11 protein-coding genes are annotated in these 19,926 nt (G+C 61.9%); 5 read left to right on the top strand and 6 right to left on the bottom strand.

The genetic code is table 11. The features are described from left to right. Positions 1-88: 88 nt before the first annotated feature. On the top strand, positions 89-5,515 hold the full coding sequence (locus ACR0FB_RS16650) for an alpha-2-macroglobulin family protein (RefSeq protein ID WP_480621463.1): 5,427 nt from the start codon (positions 89-91) through the stop codon (positions 5,513-5,515). 36 nt (positions 5,516-5,551) lie between these two features. Continuing rightward, complete coding sequence (gene pbpC, locus ACR0FB_RS16645; protein ID WP_480621462.1) at positions 5,552-7,588, top strand: penicillin-binding protein 1C; 2,037 nt, start codon at positions 5,552-5,554, stop codon at positions 7,586-7,588. Here the strand turns inward: pbpC and ACR0FB_RS16640 are convergent. From ACR0FB_RS16640 to ACR0FB_RS16625, 4 genes are read right to left on the bottom strand one after another with little or no spacing between them, the layout of a single operon-like run. Continuing rightward, positions 7,585-9,627, bottom strand: coding sequence for a hypothetical protein (locus ACR0FB_RS16640; RefSeq protein ID WP_480621461.1), 2,043 nt, complete (start codon positions 9,625-9,627; stop codon positions 7,585-7,587). The two genes, pbpC and ACR0FB_RS16640, sit on opposite strands and share 4 nt — an antisense overlap. Then, complete coding sequence (locus ACR0FB_RS16635) at positions 9,624-12,386, bottom strand: DUF4159 domain-containing protein (RefSeq protein WP_171724783.1); 2,763 nt, start codon at positions 12,384-12,386, stop codon at positions 9,624-9,626. Before ACR0FB_RS16635 ends, ACR0FB_RS16640 begins: the two co-directional genes overlap by 4 nt. Beyond that, positions 12,383-13,258, bottom strand: a complete 876-nt coding sequence (locus tag ACR0FB_RS16630; protein WP_171637426.1) for a DUF58 domain-containing protein — start codon at positions 13,256-13,258, stop codon at positions 12,383-12,385. Before ACR0FB_RS16630 ends, ACR0FB_RS16635 begins: the two co-directional genes overlap by 4 nt. Continuing rightward, positions 13,255-14,262, bottom strand: a complete 1,008-nt coding sequence (locus ACR0FB_RS16625; RefSeq protein ID WP_480621460.1) for an AAA family ATPase — start codon at positions 14,260-14,262, stop codon at positions 13,255-13,257. Before ACR0FB_RS16625 ends, ACR0FB_RS16630 begins: the two co-directional genes overlap by 4 nt. A 64-nt stretch (positions 14,263-14,326) precedes the next feature. Here ACR0FB_RS16625 and ACR0FB_RS16620 point away from each other — a divergent pair, with 64 nt between their 5' ends. Further along, the gene (locus ACR0FB_RS16620; protein WP_480621459.1) at positions 14,327-14,902 is read left to right on the top strand and encodes a DUF1285 domain-containing protein; all 576 of its coding nucleotides are present in this window, start codon (positions 14,327-14,329) and stop codon (positions 14,900-14,902) included. Here ACR0FB_RS16620 and ACR0FB_RS16615 read toward each other — a convergent pair. Beyond that, a complete protein-coding gene (locus ACR0FB_RS16615; RefSeq protein ID WP_209835169.1) occupies positions 14,885-15,853 on the bottom strand; it encodes a DMT family transporter in 969 nt (322 codons plus the stop codon). The two genes, ACR0FB_RS16620 and ACR0FB_RS16615, sit on opposite strands and share 18 nt — an antisense overlap. 158 nt (positions 15,854-16,011) lie before the next feature. Here ACR0FB_RS16615 and ACR0FB_RS16610 point away from each other — a divergent pair, with 158 nt between their 5' ends. Both ACR0FB_RS16610 and ACR0FB_RS16605 read left to right on the top strand, forming a co-directional pair. Further along, a complete protein-coding gene (locus ACR0FB_RS16610; RefSeq protein ID WP_210093629.1) occupies positions 16,012-16,767 on the top strand; it encodes a hydroxypyruvate isomerase family protein in 756 nt (251 codons plus the stop codon). 74 nt (positions 16,768-16,841) lie between these two features. Then, on the top strand, positions 16,842-17,072 hold the full coding sequence (locus ACR0FB_RS16605) for a DUF2798 domain-containing protein (protein ID WP_480609019.1): 231 nt from the start codon (positions 16,842-16,844) through the stop codon (positions 17,070-17,072). Positions 17,073-17,092: 20 nt separating this feature from the next. On the opposite strand, the gene polA is transcribed toward ACR0FB_RS16605, so the two are convergent. Beyond that, positions 17,093-19,891, bottom strand: coding sequence for a DNA polymerase I (gene polA, locus ACR0FB_RS16600; RefSeq protein ID WP_480621458.1), 2,799 nt, complete (start codon positions 19,889-19,891; stop codon positions 17,093-17,095). Positions 19,892-19,926: the final 35 nt, after the last annotated feature.

Below are 19,926 nucleotides of genomic sequence, written 5' to 3'. Positions count from 1 at the left end.
CAGCATCGCGACAGAGAATGAAAAACTGTTTAAGCCGTTGCGCTACAGGCGCGCGCCATGCAAGGTTGAGCCCAAAGAGGAGAGCACGATGCACCGCTTTGTTTTTATTTCAATAACTTACATAATTGGCCTTCTGATCCTTCCCGCCGCCGTTCTGGCGCAGAGTGCGGTGCCTGAGTTCCGCTATGTCACCTCTCGGGACACGGATTTTTACGGGTCGGATCTGGATCCGTTGTTCGACACCGATCTGAAGTCCTGTGTTCAGGCCTGCTCGGCCAACGCGCAATGTACGGCGTTCACCTATAACACCCGTTCCGATGCCTGCTTTCCCAAAAGTGGCGTGAACAGACAAGAGGCGTATCAAGGCGCATTGTCCGCGCAAAAGGTGCCAAGCAGCGAACAGACTCTAATCTTGGGAAAAACGCGCGCGCAAGCACTGAGCGTCCTGAGTTCTGACGATCTGGATCACGCAAGAAAACAAGCCCGCGATCTGGGATTCCTGCACCCGGCAGGGGGGTATGATCTGCGGGCCGTTCTGGATGCGGCGCGCGACGCAGGCAGTGTCGCACAAACGATGCAGTGGACCGGTGTCGCCGTATCGCTCAGCGACCGCGCGGATCTTTGGGTGGAATATGCGCACCTGCTGCTGGCCATGAACCCTTCGGGTTGGAACGAGCGGCGCGACCTGCGCAACCGCGCGCTGAATGCGGCGATCAATGGCTATCTGCGCGCCGAAACCCCCGGCACCCAGATCGCTGCTCTGATGACCCTTGCGGAAGCCCTGGAAGAGGTTGAGCGCGGGCGCGACATGATTCCCGTTCTTCGGTTGGCCGAGCAGGTGCAGCCGCGCGAAGACGTGCTGACCGCATTGGACAAAGCCATCGGCAAATACGGTTTCCGCGTGGTCGACAGCTCGGTCGAAAGCGATGCGGCAGCCCCCAGGATCTGTATCGAATTCTCGGAATCACTGGTCAAGGCCGGGGTCGACTATGATCCCTTCGTTCAACGTGACGCCGATGGGCTGGTCGTGCAGGCCGAGGACAGCCAGCTTTGCATCGATGGGGTCGCGCATGGCCAGCGTTATCGCCTGACATTGCGCGAAGGCTTGCCTGCCGCCTCGGGCGAAGCACTGAATCGCAGCATCGAACTGACCCATTATGTACGCGACCGGACGCCTTCGGTTCGGTTTCCCGGACGCAGCTATGTCCTTCCGAAATCTGCCAACGCGGCCTTGCCCGTCGAAACGGTCAATGTCACCGAACTGGACCTGACCCTGCGGCGGGTCAGTGACCGGAACCTGTTGCGGGCCGTGCAACAGGACTTTTTCGGCCGCCCGCTCAGCGAATGGCAGGAGGAAGAATTCTCGGACCAGATTGCCCAGGACATCTGGACGGGTACTGCCGAGGTTTCAAACCAGTTGAACCAGACCATGACGGCACGTCTTCCCATGGCCGAAGCGATCTCGGATCAACCTGCCGGTATCTATGCATTGACCGCCCGCGTTCCGGGGGCCGATCCCTATGACGATCCCGGCGCAACGCAATGGTTTGTGCTTTCTGATCTGGGGATCAGCACCGCCCTGGGCACTGACGGGCTGCACGTGACCGTGCGCGGGCTAAGCGACGCGGCACCGCGCGAAGGTGTCGAAGTTTCGCTGATCTCAGGGGCGAACGCCGTCATCTCATCGGCACAGACCGATGAAACCGGCTATGCAAGGTTCGATCCGGGCCTGACACGCGGCACAGGGGCCAGTGCGCCTGCTCTGGTGACGGCGGCAATCGATGAGAGGGATTTCAGCTTTCTCTCGCTGACCGATCCTGCCTTTGACCTGTCGGATCGCGGCGTTGAAGGGCGCGCACCGGCGGGGCCGGTCGATGTCTTTCTGACCACCGACCGAGGTGCCTATAGGGCCGGCGAAGTAATCCATGTCACCGCCCTGTCCCGGGATGGCAAAGCGCAGGCCATCGAGGGCCTGCCTCTGACGGCGATCCTGTATCGCCCGGACGGGGTGGAATACCGCCGGTCTGTCTCGGATGGCGGTGTTGCCGGGGGCCATGTCTTTGCCCTGCCCGTGGCCGCAGACGTACCGCGCGGCGCATGGAAGATTGAAATCAAATCCGATCCAAAAGGCGATGCGCTGGCGCGTCAGACCGTTCTTGTCGAGGATTTCCTTCCCGAACGGATCGATTTCGAACTGACCCTGTCCGACGCACCCCTGCGCCCCGGCGACAGTCCACCGCTCGCGATCGACGCGCGCTATCTGTTTGGAGCGCCGGGGTCGGACCTGAGCATTGACGGGCAGGTCATCGCCCGCCCGGCGAACACGGTCCCGGGCTACGACGGATATCGCTTTGGCCGCTATGATGCAGAAACCTCGATCAAGAGCACATATTTCGGAGACACGCGCACAGACGCAACCGGGCACGCGACCGTGGCGGTCAAAGTCCCCGTGTTAGAAACTGAAGGAAAGCCAATCGAAGCTGAAATCATCGCCCGGCTGGCCGATGGCTCGGGCCGCCCGGTCGAGCGTCGCCTGACCGCGCCCGTCCTGCCGCCGCACCCTGTTATTGGTGTCAAACCTCTGTTCGACGAAGTCATCCCGGAAGGCACCGAGGCAGCGTTCGAGATCGTTGGCCTGTCTCCTGAGTTGACGCCCGTTCCGATGCGTCTCCGCTGGACGCTGAACAAGATAGAAACGCGCTATCAATGGTACCAGCTTCACGGCGACTGGAACTGGGAACCGACAACGCGCCGCAGCCGTGTCGCCACCGGCGAGGTGGACGTCCTCTCTGACCCTCTGACGCTGACGCAACCGGTGGAATGGGGGCGCTATGAACTGGTGGTGCAGCGAGTTGACGGAACATATTCCGAAACCGCCGTCGATTTCTATGCGGGCTGGTATCAGGCCGCCGATGCATCGACCACGCCGGACCGGCTTGAAATGTCGTTGGATCGCGACAGCTATCGCATCGGGGATACGGCGCAGTTGCGGATCGTGCCCCGCATGGCCGGTGTCGCTCAGATCGAAGTCCTTTCGAACCGTCTGATCCACCGCCAGATCGTGGAGGTGCCCGAAGGGGAAACTCTGATCCCGATTGAAGTGACCCAGGATTGGGGCGCCGGGGCTTATGTCACCGCAACCGTGATCCGCCCAATGGATGTTGCAGCCGGTCAGAACCCGGCGCGGGCGATGGGCGTTGCCCATGCCAGCATCGATCCAGTGGACCGCAGACTTTCCGTAACTGTCGACGTGCCCGAGGTCACCGCACCGCGTCAGACGCAAAAAGCCCGTATCAGGGTCGAAAATACCGTGGACGATGAGCCGGTCTGGCTGACGCTGGCCGCCGTCGACGTGGGCATTCTGAACCTCACCGGGTTCAAAAGCCCGGACCCGCAAGGATACTATTTCGGGCAGCGCCGTCTGGGTGTTGATCTGCGGGATGTCTACGGGCGACTGATCGACGGCATGAACGGAGCCATGGGCACAGTGCGCTCGGGCGGCGACAATGACAGCGGGATGCGTCGCCAGTCTCCGCCACCGACACAAGACCTGATGGCCGTGTTCAGTGGCCCGGTCGAGATCGGCGCGGATGGAGAGGTTGAGATCGACATTCCCCTTCCCGCCTTCAACGGAACTGTCCGGCTGATGGCCGTCGCGTGGTCGCGCAAAGCCGTCGGTCAGGCCGAAGCTGAAATGATCGTCCGCGACCCGGTGGTCGCTACCGCCAGCCTTCCGCGCTTCCTTGCCCCGGGCGATCAAAGCCGGATGCGTCTTGAGATCGTCCATGCGGATGGCACACCCGGAGAAATGGCACTTGGCCTGACCGCCTCCAAGGGTTTGGAACTGGGCGCGGCACCGGCCAGCTTTTTGCTGGAGGACGGTGGCAAGGCGGTTTTCGAGATCCCGATCACGGCCAGCGCCATCGGCGATCCTGAAATCAGCGTATCGATCACCACACCTGATGGGCGCGACCTGTCGCAAACCCTGCGCATGCCGGTGCGGGCCAATGACCCGGTGATTGCACAGACGCGGCGTTTTGCCTTGGGCGCAGGCGATAGCTTCCTGTTTTCGCAGGATGTGTTTGACGGGTTCCAGCCGGGTTCGGCCAAGGCCATCCTGTCCGCCGGAGCATTGGCCAAATTCGACACGCCCGGTCTGCTGGATCAGCTGCACCATTACCCCTATGGCTGCACCGAACAGATCACCAGCAAAGCGCTGCCGTTGCTGTATCTGTCATCCGTTGCGCAAGCCACGGGGCTGGGGGATGGCCCGGTTGTGGATCAACGCATCGCCGATTCGATCCGCAGCATCCTGACCCGTCAGGCCGCAAACGGCGCCTTTGGCCTGTGGCGCGCAGACAGCGGGGATTTCTGGCTGGACGCCTATGTGACCGACTTCCTGTCCCGTGCCCGCATTCAGGGGCATCTCGTGCCGGACCGGGCGTTCGCTCAGGCGATGGACAATCTTCGGAACAGGGTCAATTACGCGCCTGATTTCGACGAAGGCGGTCAGGACATCGCCTATGCCCTGATGGTTCTTGCGCGGGAAGGCGCGGCCTCGATGGGCGATCTGCGCTATTACGCGGATGTCAAAGGGGATGCCTTCGACACCCCTCTGGCGGCGGCGCAACTGGGCGCAGCTCTGGCCTCTTACGGAGACCAGACTCGAGCGGATGCGATGTTCAACCGTGCCGCGCGGATGCTGGATCGGCAACAGAACCAGCAACAGAACGTCTGGCGCGCTGACTACGGCACCCACCTGCGGGACGCAGCGGGCTTGTTGAGCCTTGCAGTGGACGCGGGCAGCGAGGCGATTGACCGCGATGCTTTGATCCAATGGGTGAGCACGGGCCGCGCGCCGCTGTCCACTCAGGAGGCCACGTGGTCATTGCTGGCGTCGCACGCGCTTGTGTCTGACCCAACGGGATCGGGCTTGATGGTCAACGGGGCGCCGGTTTCCGGTCCGTTTGTGAAAGTTCTGCAATCCGGACAGGCGGATGAGATCAACGTCACGGCCGCCGACGGTCAGGCGACGGATATCACCTTGACGGTCACAGGCATCCCGGAGGTTCCGCCCGAGGCAGGCGGCACCGGCTATGCAATCGAACGGCGGTATTATTCGATGGATGGCGATCTGATCGATTCAGAACGCTTTGCCGTGGGTGATCGGTTCGTCACCGTACTGCAAGTTACACCGTTCGAAAACGACGGTGCGCGGCTGATGGTGAACGATCCACTGGCCGCCGGGATCGAGATTGACAACCCAAGCCTGCTGCGCTCGGGCGAGGTCCGATCGCTGGACTGGCTGGATCTGTCCGACGCCACCCATACCGAGTTCCGCTCGGACCGGTTCCTGGCCGCCGTTGATTTGTCCGGTCGTGAAACCGTGACGCTGGCCTACGTGGCGCGCGCCGTGACACCTGGCGTGTTCCAACATCCGGCGGCCTCGGTCGAAGACATGTACCGCCCGCAGAACCGGGCGCGGACATCTACCGGACGGGTCGCGATCCAGTGACCGGACTTGCGCCATACCCTTGTTTGGGTGGTCGTCATGCCTAAGCGGTCGCGGCTCTTGTTTGCGCTGGCCGGAGCACTCTACCTGACGGCGCTGGCACGGGATGGTGTTGACCGCTGGGTCGATGCCACAACCCTGCCTTCCGTTATGGCTGAAACTCCGGTCGAGATGCGGGACCGGAATGGCGACCTTCTGCGGGCGTTTCCAGTTGAGGATGGCATCTGGAGGCTGCGGCCCGGCGCAGTTGACCCTGATTTCATCGCTATGCTGATCCGGTACGAGGATAAACGGTTCTGGACCCACGCCGGAGTGGACCTCATCGCGATGCTGCGGGCTGCCGGGCAAAGCCTGTGGAACGGGCGTAACGTGTCGGGCGGGTCCACTCTGACCATGCAGGTGGCGCGGTTGATCGAAGATGGTCCAACCGGGCGCTGGAGCGGGAAATTTCGCCAGATCAGAGTCGCATTGGCGTTGGAGCGGCGTCTGAGCAAACAGCAAATCCTGAACCTTTATCTGACCCATGCCCCCTATGGTGGCAATCTGGAAGGGCTCCGCGCCGGCGCCCGCGCGTGGTTTGGAAAGGACGCCACCCGGCTGACGCCCGCGCAAAGCGCCCTGTTGGTTGCGTTGCCGCAATCCCCCGAGGCCCGGCGCCCGGATCGCAAGCCCGAGGCTGCCCGGCAGGCCCGCGACCGGGTTCTGAACAGGCTGGTGCGCCACACCGTCCTGACCGATGCCGAAGCGCGCGCGGCCATGACCGAGCCTCTTCCGGATCGGATGAATCCGTTTCCGCGTCTTGCACCTCATCTGACTGACCGCGTGAGGCGGCAAGCACCCGCAACACAGGCCTTCGATCTGACTCTGGATGCCGGATTGCAGGCCCGGCTGGAAACCTTGGTGGCCCGGGCCGCCAACCGCGTCGGACCACGCGTTTCCGGGGCTCTGATCGTGGCCGACCATCGCAGCGGCGAGGTTCTGGCATCGGTCGGATCTGCCGGGTACCAAGATGCCCGTCAGGGGTTCGTGGATATGACCCGGGCCGTACGGTCGCCCGGATCGACCCTGAAACCTCTGGTCTACGGGCTGGCCTTCGATCAGGGGCTGGCCCATCCCGAGACCCTGATCAGCGACAGCCCCGTGATGTTTGGCCGATACGCACCGCGCAATTTCGACGGCGCCTTTCGTGGCGATGTCCGGGTGCGGGACGCCCTACAGCTGTCGCTGAACATCCCCGTCGTGCGCCTGACGAATGAGCTGGGCCCCGCTCGGTTGATGACAGCATTGAGGTTGGCCGGATCAGAGCCACGTCTGAATGGCGCAACACCCGGATTGGCGATTTCTTTGGGGGGCGTGGGGTTGAGCCTGCACGATCTGGTGCAGGTTTACGCCACTCTGGCAGCTGGCGGCACAGGCCCGATCTTGCATCATGACGTTCTGGCAGACGCCCAGCGCACCCGGCGCGTTCTGTCGGAAACCTCGGCCTGGCAGGTTTCGGACATTCTGGCCGGGCTTGCGCCACCGGCAGGCGGTGCAACAGGGTCGCTGGCCTACAAGACCGGCACGTCTTATGGCCACCGCGATGCCTGGGCCATCGGCTTTGACGGGCAGCACGTCATAGGGGTCTGGCTGGGCCGCGCCGATGGAACGCCTGTTCCCGGTGCATTCGGGGGCGACCTTGCCGCACCCCTGTTGGCCGAGGCTTTCAACCTGTTGAAACCCGATCTAACGCCCCTGCGCCCACCGCCACCTTCGACCTTGCTTGTCGGCGCGGCCCAATTGCCTCAGCCGTTGCAGCGATTTCGCCCCCGCACGACAGCTTTCAAGGATGATCCCTCGGCACCGGACCTGCTGTTCCCGCCCGATAACGCCGTATTAGAGACGTCAGGAGCACCTCTGACGGTCAAACTGCGTGGCGGCGTCGGGCCGTTTTCCGTACTGGCAGATGGCGTGCCGGTGCTGACCGGGCAGCGGCGACGAGAGTTCGAAATCCCAAATCCGGGGACCGGCTTCACCTCACTTGTCGTGGTGGATGCGCAAGGTCAATCCGACAGGGCGTCAATCAGGATCGATTAGCGCCGCCCCTCGCGCAGCCAACCACCCAACAGGAAACCTCCTGCCAACAGCAAAACCAGCCAAGGTGGCAGCAGACCCGCCTGGGTAACATCCCGTGTCTCGTAGGCATCGCGCGGGGTCAGACCGATCCAGCCCCGACCAGCCGCCGGGCGCCCGGCGCGCACGTTGCGGATCGACGGCAATCCATCTTCCACCCGGATCACGCCGCCCCGCATGCCGGCCAGAACCGGTTCAAGAACATCCCCCGTAGCGATGGTGCGTTCAAACTCCTTCGGCGCGGCGGGACCAAGCCCGATCACGGCCATGTGGTCACCTTCCTGCAAACGGTAAAGACCAATCTCGGGCCCATAGTATTGCGCTTCGAACCGCCCCGGAGAGACCTCCTGCAAGGTGATTTCCAGCGTTTCGCCGTTCGGGCGCGTCACAGTCACCGGACCCACATCATCCCCAAGCGTCTGTCGAATGATGCGCATGGACTGGCCGTTGGCTTCGGCCCACAGCGCCTCTTCCTCGAGTTCGGGTTCCTTCATCATCCAATGGGCCAGCCTGCGCAAAAGTTCCAGTTGCGGACCGCCACCTTCAAAGCCACGGCTCCACAGCCAGGCATGGTCCGATGCCAGCATCGCAACACGCCCTTCGCCCACTCGGTCCAGAACCAGCAGGGGGCGTTCGTCAATGCCCGTCATCAGAACCTCGCCCGAGCGATGGTTCACATCGATCTGGCGCAACCAGGCCCCCCAATCCTCGGAATCGCCAAGATTTGTTGTCACCGGATGGCGCTGACCCAACGCGCTGACCTTTGGAACAAAGCGTTCCTCGAAGACACGCGCGGAAGGTTGCGCTGGCAGGATGGGCGCCAGCGGCGACCGAAAAATGCTGTCAGCTCCGGCGAAATCTGGACCGGCGGCAATCAGAACGGCGCCGCCGTCATTGATATAACTGGTGACGTTGTCCAGATAGATTGCAGGCAGGATGCCGCGCCGCTTGTAACGGTCGAAGATGATCAGATCGAAATCGTTGATCTTTTCCAGAAACAACTCGCGGGTCGGGAAGGCGATCAAAGACAATTCGTCCACCGGCACGCCATCTTGTTTCTCGGGCGGGCGCAGGATGGTGAAATGCACCAGATCGACCGAGCTGTCGGATTTCAGCAGGTTGCGCCATGTGCGCCCGCCCGGATGCGGCTCGCCCGAGACCAGCAGAACGCGCAGGCGATCCCGAACGCCGTTCATCTGGATCAGCGCGGTGTTGTTGCGGTCGGTCAACTCGCCTTCGGCCAGGGGCACGGAAAACTGGATCACGTTGCGCCCGCCATGAGGCAGGGTGACAGGCAGTTCGACATCCCGACCGATTGGTATACTCAGCTGCTGAGGCTCACCACCATCCACGGAAATCTCCAGCGGCGCTGTCGCGGCACCCGCGGGGGCTGCTCCGCTGTCTTCAACGCGCAGGGTCAAAGTCACCGATTCACCGATGATGGCAAAGGCAGGCGCATTTCGGACGATAAGCCGGCGATCCCAGTCGTCCGCACGCCCGGATTGCAGCAGATGCATCGGCGCTGGCAATTCCGGGACCTGATCCGCATCGTGCACGATCCCGTCCGATACCACCAGAATACCTGCGATGCGCGCACGCGGCTCTTCGGCCAGGGCCTCATTCAGGGCGGCCATGACCTGCGTGCCCTCATCCCCGTCACCGTCGCCGATCCGAATGCGGCGCAGTTCCGTATTGTCGCGCGCCTCAATCTCGGCGGCCAGATCTTCGGCGGCCTGCGCCGTTTGTTCGGCCCGGTCCGAAAGTGTCTGGCTGGCGCTTTCATCCTCGATCATCAAAACGATATCCGTCAGCGGCGCGCGGTCCTCGACTTGATAGACCGGACCGGACAGTGCCGCGATGACAACCAGGGCCGCCAATCCCCGCAGGGCCCAGCCCGACAAGCCGCGCCACAAGGCCAGAGCTACTCCGACAGCGGCAATCGCCCCCACAGCAGCCAAAAGCGGCCACGGGATCAGCGGGTCGAATATGACGGTTCCGGTCATTGTCCCAACCTGTCCAAAAGGGCGGGCACGTGGACCTGATCGGATTTGTAATTCCCGGTCAGCACGTGCATCACCAGATTGACGCCAAAACGATTGGCCAGTTCGCGTTGCCGTTCCCCGGCATACCCACGACCGACAGGCAAAAGGGCCTGGCCGTTGCGATCCACGGCCCAGGCCCCGGCCCAGTCATTGCCGCCGATAACCACCGGTGTCACGTTGTCATTGAGGTTGCGGAATGGCATCCCTTCGATCTGTTCTGCATCCCCGGGTGCAGCTTCGACCCAGACTTCTGCGCCGGAATAGCGGCCCGGGAAATCCTGGAGCAAATAAAATGTTCTGGTCAGGACGTGATCGCGGGGAATCGGCTCTAATGCAGGGATATTCAGCGGTCCGGCCAGTTGCTGCAACTTGCGGCCATTCGGACTGGATGCGCCGAAACCGGCAATATCTGCATCGCGCGTATCAAACAGGATCATCCCACCCGAACGCAAATAGGCGTTCAGTTTGATATACGCCTCGGCCGAAGGTTGCGGCTGGTTCGGCGTGATGGGCCAATAGAGAAGCGGAAAGAATGCCAGTTCGTCTCGTTCCAGATCTACGCCGATTGGGTCCGCCGGTTCGACAGAAGTGCGAAAGAACAGGGTTTGCGCCAAGCCCCGCAATCCGGCCTCGGCAATATCGTCCACCTGCGTCTCACCGGTCAGCACATGCGCCAGCACAAGCTCGTGCGTTGCAGCGAGGGCAAATTCGGTATCTTCGGGCGTCTGCGCCTGTGCGTCCGGCACCAGCAGAAAAGCGGCCAGCGCGGCAGCCGCCGTTCGCGCCAGGCCCAGCCTGCCCGACAAGGCCAGCGAGGCAATCACGTCAACCGTCAGCAAGATCAGCGCGAGGCTGAGCAACAGGCCACCAAGCGGGGTTTCCGTGCTGACCTCCTGCCCTTTGATCGGCACATTGGCGGGCCAGGTCACCGGGCGCAGCTCGGTTTCTTCCGAAACCACGTTCAATGCCAGCTTCTGCTTTCCGCTTTCATAGAGACCCGGACGCAAATCTGGCCCGATCCGGCCCGAGATCAGCTGAACGCCATCCACACCGGCCAGAGTTCCGGCATCTGACAAGGCGCCAAACCCGTCCATGATCTGAACCGGCTCCCACGTGGTGCCTTGCAGTTGCGATTCTTGCCGCGACTTGGCTGCCGAAGCCACGGCCAAACGATCCAGCATCTCGACGAACAAACCCGACAACGGCAGGCTGGACCATTCGGCATCCGCAGTGACGTGAAACAGCACCACCTGCCCAAGCCCCAAAGCCTTGCGTGTTACCAACGGAGTCCCGTCAGACAGCGAAGCAATCACGCGATCCGCCAAGTTAGGGTCTGGTTGCGCCATGACTTGGGTCGAAACAACCACGTCCTTTGGGATATCCAGGCCGAAAAACGGAGAGCTTTCGGAGAATGGAGCCAGCGTCTTGGCTTCGCCCCAGCTCATCGCACCGCCGACGGATCGTCCACCGCTGCGCAGCCGCGCCGGCAACAGGGTGTCTTCGGTATCCCTGCCGAGATCGCTGGCCGCCATGCGCGGACCGGCAAAACGCAGCAGAAGCCCGCCCTGTTCGACCCATTCGATCAAAGCGGCCTCTTCCGGCTCCGACATCTGCGCCACGTCCGACAGGACGATCACATCCGGGTTGGCGGGCAGAACCTCAAGCAGGCCGCCATCGACAAAATCCGCGGTCGGGACCAGAACCTGCGTCAGGTAATGGAGGGGTGACAACAGCTCCAGCCCTTCACGGTTGCGGGTTCCGGCAATCAGCGCAACCTCGCGCCGGCGCAGACTGTCATCGGTCAAAGTCACGGCCCCGGCGGACCTTTGGCCCTGAATTTCAAACCGCGTGATACGGGCGCGCAATTCCGACGGCAGCGCCAGATCGGCCTGCGCCGAGGTTTCGCCGGCCTCCAGGGTCAGCTCAACGGAATGCAGCACCCGGGCCGTGCCCGCCGGATCACGGCCTTGCGCCAATACCGTCACGCGGTCTTCCGGTCCGGGGCCCGCGCGCTGAACGGTCAATTGGATCAGCCCGTCCTGATAGGCCGCAGGCCGGATCGCCACGGGCCGGGAGGCCGCCTGATAGACCGTCACATCTCCGCGCGCCTGAAGGCTGGACACCAGTTCAGCGTGGTCTGCATAATCCAGCCTGTCACTGAACCAATGGGTATCAAATCCGCCGTCAACGGCGTTCAACGCGGCAATGATCTGAGCAATCTGATCCGCATTCGGCTGCCAGGGGTTCGGGGTCAGCCCCGGCAAACGCCCACGCCACGCTTCCGCAGCCTGAAATACCGGTGTTTCCGGCTCTGTCAGGCGCAAAATCGCAACCGTTCGGCCCGCGCGCCCGGCCTCCGACAGTTGCGTGTCGATTTGGTCAAGTGTCGCCGGCCAGCGCGCGGCTCCGGCCCAACTGGCGTCCAGCACCAGCAGCAGCGGCCCGGTTCCGGTTTCATCCCGTGACGGGTTCAGAACCGGCCCTGCCAGCCCGATGATGATCGCAGCCGCCGCCAGCATCCGCAGCAGCAGCAGCCACCATGGGGTGCGGTCGGATACGCTTTCGTCGTCCTTAAGGCCCAACAGCAGCGTGACCGCCGGGAACAAGCGGCGGATCGGTGCGGGCGGAACCGCGCGCAGGATCAGCCACAGGATCGGCAGAGTCAGAAGACCCAGCAACACCCATGGCGCGGTAAAGCCGATGCCCGCCAGAACCGTCATCGCGTGCCCCCATCCAAGGCCCGATAAAGCCATAACAGAGCCGCTTGTGCGCTGTCACCCGTGTGGTGCAGGCCCAGTTGCCAGCCCGTCGCTCGGCACAGTTGCCTCAACGCGTCCTTGCGGTGCGCCAGGCGTTCCAGATAACGGTCCCGCAGCTCGGCGGCCTTGAGCGTTTCGTGTCGGACGGACCCTCCGACGCTTTCGAAAATGGTGCGCCCGCGATAGGGAAACGACTCTTCACCCGGATCCAGCACTTGCAGAACCACGCCGCGCACGCCACGGTCGGCGGCTTTGGTCAGGGCAAGTTCAACCTCATCCATGGGGCCCAGAAAATCCGAGATGAACACGGCGCGGGCATGAGGGATCATGGCGCGGTGTTCGGGTGGGGCGTAATCCGCTTGATCATCCTCGGACCAGGCCTGCGCCAGCCGAATGATCTGCGCATTGCCGCGCCGGGGCGGCAAGGTGGTGCCGGTCAGACCTACGCGTTCACCGCCGCGCACCAGAAGGATGGATGTCGCCAGCCCCAACAGCCGCGCGCGATCCGCTTTGGTCGGCAGGGTCTTGTCGGACGCAAACCGCATCGAAGCCCCCTGATCGACCCACAGCATCACGGATTGCGCGATCTGCCATTCCCGTTCACGTACGAACTGCTGATCCCCCCGCGCCGAGCGGCGGTGATCGATCATGCGACGGCTGTCGCCGACCTGTGCCGGGCGGTATTGCCAGAAATCATCCCCCATCCCGGACCGCCGTCGACCGTGGTCGCCCAGAAGAACGGTTCCGGCCAAGTGCTCAGCCCGCGCCAAGAGGGGCGGTAGCCGCGATGCCTCGGCTTCGGATCTTTCGCGAAGGGTCAGCTCGGCATTCACGCCGCGGCCTCGGTCCGGATCAGCCCGACAGCGGTCGAATCAATCAGCTCTGCAAGGCTGTCACCACGCGCCCTTGCCGCAAAGTTGAGCGCCATCCGGTGGCTGAGCACCGGGCGCGCCATATCCAGAACATCCTCGGCATTGGGTGCCAGGCGCCCCTGCAACATGGCCCGCGCGCGCACCGTCATCATCAGCGCCTGCGCGGCACGGGGGCCCGGACCCCAGGCCACGGTTTCGGCAACCCGTTCGGACACACCGGGTTCTTCGGGGCGGAACGCCCGCACCAGATCAAGGATCAGTTCAACGACGGATTCTCCGACCGGCATCCGGCGCAACAAGACCTGCGCGGCCAGCAACTCTTCCTTGCTGAAAATCTGATGCGCATCTTCCTCTTCAACCCCGGTCGTAGCCAGCAGAATATCCCGCTCTGTCTGGCGGTCGGGGTATTCGACGTCAATCTGCACCAGGAACCGGTCAAGCTGGGCTTCGGGCAGCGGATAAGTGCCTTCCTGCTCGATCGGGTTTTGCGTTGCCAGCACGTGGAACGGCGTACCCAATGAACGATCTTCACCCGCCACGGTAACGGTGCGTTCCTGCATCGCCTGCAACAGCGCCGATTGTGTCCGCGGACTTGCCCGGTTGATTTCATCCGCCATCAACAGTTGACAGAAGATCGGGCCGGGAATGAACCGGAAATGGCGGCTGCCATCGTCGGCAGTGTCCAGAACCTCGGACCCAAGAATATCGGCGGGCATCAGATCGGGCGTGAACTGAATGCGGCTGCCATGCAGGCCCATCACCGTCGACAGAGTCTCGACCAGGCGTGTCTTGCCCAAACCCGGCAGACCGATCAACAGGGCATGGCCGCCGCACAAAAGTGCGGTCAGCGTCAGGTCCACGACCCTCTCCTGCCCGATGAAGCGGCGGGTGATCGAGGCCTTGGCCTCTTGCAGCTTGTTTTCCAGCGCTTCGATCTCGGCTACGAGGTCGGCAGGTTCGGTCATGACTTTCCCTTCCGTGGACTATTATGATTGAAGTGTATCGCGCTGAGAGGAAATGGCAAAAGCAATGAGCGGACAAAAACCTGTGAAACCGTCGCCAGATGGTCTGGCGGCATCGGTCAAGGCGGCCAAAACCAACGGTTTACCGCCCGTTCACCTCTGGAATCCTCCGTTTTGCGGCGATCTGGACATCAAGATCGCAAAAGATGGCACATGGAGTTATTTAGGCTCACCCATCAACCGTTTCGAGCTTGTGAAGCTTTTTTCCTCAATTCTTAAGAAGGAAGACGGCAAATACTTCCTCGTCACCCCGGTCGAGAAGGTGGGAATCACTGTCGATGACGCGCCGTTTGTCGCAGTGGATTTCGTCCGGGACGGGGATGGAAAGGACCAGTCCTTGACCTTCACAACCCATGTTGGCGACCGGGCCTTGGCCGGAGCTGATCATCCGATCCGAATTGTAATCGACCCTGAAACAGATGAACCCTCACCCTACATATTGATCCGCGACAACCTTGAAGCTCGGATAGACCGCAAAAGCTTTTACCGCCTCGTCGAGATCGGAACGCACCATGACGGCTGGTTCGGTGTTTGGTCAGGCGGGCAGTTCTTTGGCCTGATCCCTTCAGCCGACCTGAGCTGACCGCGGCGCGCGATCCTGTGCCAGCACGACAGCCATTGCAACAATGCCCGCACCAAATGCCCGGGTCCAGTTCCACTCGTCCCCCAGCATCAGCATGATCAGCATCACGTAGAACGGGGCAACATTGATGTGAAAAGAGGCCAGCGCCACGCCCAGCTTGCCGACGGAGGTGATGAATAATACCTGGCTGAGACCCATGGAGATAAGCGCATAGATCATCAGCATGCCCGCCTGCTGCGTGTCGAACGCAGTTGCAGGCATCACGTCCAGACCAAACTGCGCCGATCCGAAAACCAGCAGCGATGCCATGGCCAGCCCTCCGACGAAGGTGATCGTGGTGCGCCCGGTCTGGCTCAGTTCGGCGAAATCACGGGCGGTTGCCATGCTGGCCCAGCAGAACAGCACCGTTGATCCAACCGCACAGGCCGCGCCCAGACCCAACTGGGCCGGGGCCAAGGCGCTGGTGGCGATCAATCCGCCGACAATCGACACAAGAACGCCCAGCGCAAAATTCCACTTCAGCCGGCGTGTGCCAGCAGCCAATTCAAGCAATGTGGCCACCAAAGGTGCGCAGGAGACGATGATTGCCACCGTCACCGGGTCGGTCAGCTTTTGCGCCAAGATCAACAGGAACATTCCCAACCCGATTCCAAGGCCGCCGACGGTCATTGCATGACCCCAGCGGGCTGAAACAACCCGACGCGGCCCGTCCAGAATCACCCAGACCGGCACCATCACCAACACGGCCAGCGCCAGTCGCGCGGCCAACAGGGCGACGGGCGGCCATGTTTGCAACAGCACCTCGGCCGCCGGAAACCCGGCCGCCCATGTCAGCATCGAAGCCACGGCCAACCCGTTGCCCGACAAGGCAGAATGCTGTCCCGCCGGCGCAGAAAGGCTGTTCCCGCGGACGGGGTCTGGGCTCATCGCCATCGTTTTCAAACCTTCCATTGGCACGGCGTCAGAAAATTGATTCGCCGCAATGCAGGAAGCGTTTCCGATTTCATCGGGTCGATCTGGTCGAATTTCGACAAACTGTCGTTTTCTGTCACTTTCACAGAAATCAACGCGCGGATAAGGTCGGGCCACCTGAAATCCATGGGCCGCCTATGCCAAAATTCGCCGCGAATATCTCATTGCTCTTTGCCGAACTTCCGTATCTGGATCGGTTTCAGGCAGCGGCAGATGCCGGGTTCAAGGCGGTCGAGATCCTGTTTCCGTACGAACTGGCTGCAAAAGAAACCCGGCGTGCCTTGCTGGCCAACGGGCTCGAACTGGTTCTGATCAACGCGCCTCCGCCGAATTATACCGGTGGCGCACCGGGTTATGCCGCCATCCCCGGCGGTGCGTCCCGGTTTCAGTCTGATATCCGCCGCGTTCTGCGCTACGCTCAGGTGCTGCGGCCGGGTTTCATTCATATCATGTCAGGATACGCCGCCGGGACGGATGCGTTGGACTGCTTCGTGCAAAACTTACAGTGGGCCGCCGATTTCGCACCGCAGCAGACATTTACGATCGAACCCCTCAATCCAATGTCCCAACCCGGCTATTTCTTGAACGACTATAATCTGGCGACCGAGGTACTGGGCCGCGTGGATCGCCCGAATGTCGGTCTGCAATATGACAGTTTTCACGCACATATGATCCACGGCGACGCGCTGGCCGTCTGGGAGCGTTTTCACCCCAGCGTTGTCCACGCCCAGATCGGGGCCGCCCCCGAACGTTCTGAACCGGGGCGCGGGCCCACGGATTTCACGCAGCTTTTCGCGGCAATGGATGATGCTGGTTACACCGGTTGGGTCAGTGCCGAATACGCGCCTTCTACCGCTCGAACGGATGCGACCTTGGCTTGGATGCGACATTAACGCCGTTCTTCGGGCTGGAATTAGCAGCCCGAAAGGCGCACATATCGGGCAAGCCGTTTTCAAGGATGACCGATATGATCCCTGCCCGCTTTGCCCATGCCATCTTTGGACTGATCATGTCAGGGCTGATGTCGTGCATTGTCACCGGGATCGCTACGGTCAAGGCAGTGGGGTTCCATCCTGAATTGCTGGGCGACTGGATGGCGTCCTGGGCCTTTTGCTGGCCCATCGCGTTCACGGTGATCCTGGTCCTGGGACCTTCGGTGAAACGTATGGTCGAAGGGTGGGTCAGGCCACAAGGCTGACTTGGGGGGCTGACCCGGCGCTAGTGCGCCTCGGCCCAGTTCGCACCCTGGCCGGCATCAACGCTCAGCTTCACATCCAGTTTCACCGCCGGGTCCGAGGCACCCTCCATCACCTCGCGCGCCACATCGATCAGCGGATCCACGGAATCCTCGGCGACTTCGAACAACAATTCGTCATGGACCTGCAACAGCATCCTGGCGGGCAGCCCATTGATCGCACCCGGCATCCGCACCATCGCGCGCCGGATCACATCCGCCGCCGTGCCCTGAATCGGCGCGTTGATCGCCGCCCGGCGCGAGAATCCTGCATGCGGCCCCTTGGCGTTGATTTCGGGCGTGTGGATCTTGCGCCCGAACAGAGTTTGGACATAGCCGTGCTCTTTGGCAAATGCCACCGTGTCATCCATATACTGTCGAATGCCCGGAAAGCGTTCGAAATAGCGGTCGATGAAACCCTGTGCCTCGGCCCGCGGTATGCGCAGGTTGCGCGCCAGGCCGAAGCCCGAGATGCCATAGATCACACCAAAGTTGATTGCCTTGGCCTGACGGCGGATGTCCGGCGTCATCTCGTCCAGCGGCACGTCGAACATTTCCGACGCGGTCATGGCGTGGATGTCCAGCCCGTCGGCAAAGGCCTGTTTTAGGGTCGGAATGTCGGCGATATGCGCCAGGATGCGCAGCTCGATCTGGCTGTAGTCGAGGCTGACCAGAACATTGCCGGGCTCGGCGACAAAGGCCTCGCGGATGCGGCGGCCCTCCTCGGTGCGCACGGGGATATTCTGCAAATTGGGGTCGGTCGAGGCCAAACGCCCCGTATTCGCCCCGGTGATGGCATAAGACGTGTGCACCCGGCCCGTGTCGGGGTTGATATGGGTCTGAAGCGCGTCGGTATAGGTCGATTTCAGCTTGGACAACTGGCGCCAATCCAGCACCCTGCGCGGCAGTTCATGCTCGGTCGCCAGATCTTCCAAAATATCGGCCCCGGTCGAGTACTTGCCGGTCTTCCCCTTCTTGCCACCTTCCAGGCCCATCTTGTCGAACAGGATCTCGCCCAACTGCGCGGGTGAGCCGACATTGAAATTCTCACCCGCCAGCTCGTGAATTTCAGCCTCTAAACCGGCCATTTTCTGGGCAAAGGCGTTCGACATACGGCTCAGCACGTCGCGGTCGACCTTGATGCCATGCATCTCCATCTCGGCCAGAACCGGCACAAGTGGTCGTTCGAGCGTCTCGTAAACAGTCGTCACCTGCACCCGGTGCAGCTGCGGTTTGAACAATTGCCACAGGCGCAGCGTTATATCCGCATCCTCGGCGGCATAGGCAGTGGCCTCGTCGATCGGCACCTTGTCGAAGGTGATCGCAGATTTGCCTGACCCCAGCAGCGGCTTTATCGGGATCGGCGTGTGGTTGAGATACCGTTCCGAGAGCGTATCCATGCCGTGTCCATGCTCACCGCCATGCATTGCATAGGACATCAACATCGTATCATCGATGGGGGCCACATCGATACCGTGACGCCGGAAAATCTTGGCATCGTATTTCATGTTCTGCCCGATTTTGATGATCGAGGGGTCCTCAAGCACCGGCTTCAGCCGCGTCAGCGCCTCATCCAGAGGCATTTGCCCTTCAGCCAGCGCGTCCGAACCGAACAAATCATCCGCCGCACCATCGCGGTGGGTCAGCGGGATGTAACAGGCTTCCCCGGCCTCGACACACAGCGAAATTCCGACCAGATCGGCGATCATTTCATTCAGACCGGTGGTTTCAGTATCAACAGCGATCCAGCCTCGTTCATGGGCCTGATCGATCCATTTTTGCAAAGCCGCTGCATCACGGACACATTCATACTTTGCCGCGTCAAACGGGATCGTCTCGGCCTCAACTTCTTTGGCCGCAGGCGCCGGAGCGTCGGCGATGGCCGGTGCTTCGGCCCCCAGCTTGTCGGCGATCCGTTTGGTCAGTGTGCGGAATTCCATATCCGCCAGAAAACCCAGCAGGGTCTCGGCATCGGGCTCTTTCACTTCAAGGTCATCCAGCGTGAAATCCAGCGGTGTGTTCTCGTCCAGCTGCACCAGTTTCTTCGACAGTTCGATCTGATCGCGCTTTTCGATCAGGGTCTGCCGGCGCTTGGGCTGTTTGATTTCCTCGGCCCGGTCCAGCAGTGTTTCCAGATCACCGTATTCATTGATCAACAGCGCGGCCGTCTTGACCCCGATTCCCGGAGCGCCCGGCACGTTGTCAACGGAATCCCCGGCCAGCGCCTGAACATCCACAACGCGCTCAGGAGCAACTCCAAACTTCTCGATCACCCCGTCCCGGTCGATGCGCTTGTTCTTCATCGCATCCAGCATCTCGACGCCGTCACCGACCAACTGCATCAGATCCTTGTCGGAACTTACGATGGTCACGCGGCCCCCAGCCTCGCGCGCCTGCACGGTCAGGGTGGCGATGATGTCGTCGGCCTCATAGCCTTCGAGTTCCTTGCAGGCGATATTGAACGCCTTTGTCGCCTCACGGGTCAGCGGAATTTGCGGGCGCAGGTCCTCGGGCATCGCTTCGCGGTTGGCCTTGTACAGGTCGTACAGATCATTCCGGAATGTGTGCGACCCCTTGTCGAAAATCACCGCCACATGGGTTGGCGCATCCGGCCCGGTGTTTCCTTCGACATATTTCTGAAGCATGTTACAGAACCCGGACACCGCCCCAATCGGCAGACCATCCGACTTGCGGGTTAGCGGAGGCAGCGCGTGATAGGCCCTGAAAATAAAGGCCGATCCGTCGATCAGATGCAGGTGACATCCTTTTCCGAAATTGCTCATGCGCGCGCTCCCTGTCGGTCAGGGATGGTTCTGCC

This window comes from Ruegeria sp. P10 (assembly GCF_056534925.1).
This window is presented reverse-complemented; position numbering and strand designations above follow the sequence as displayed.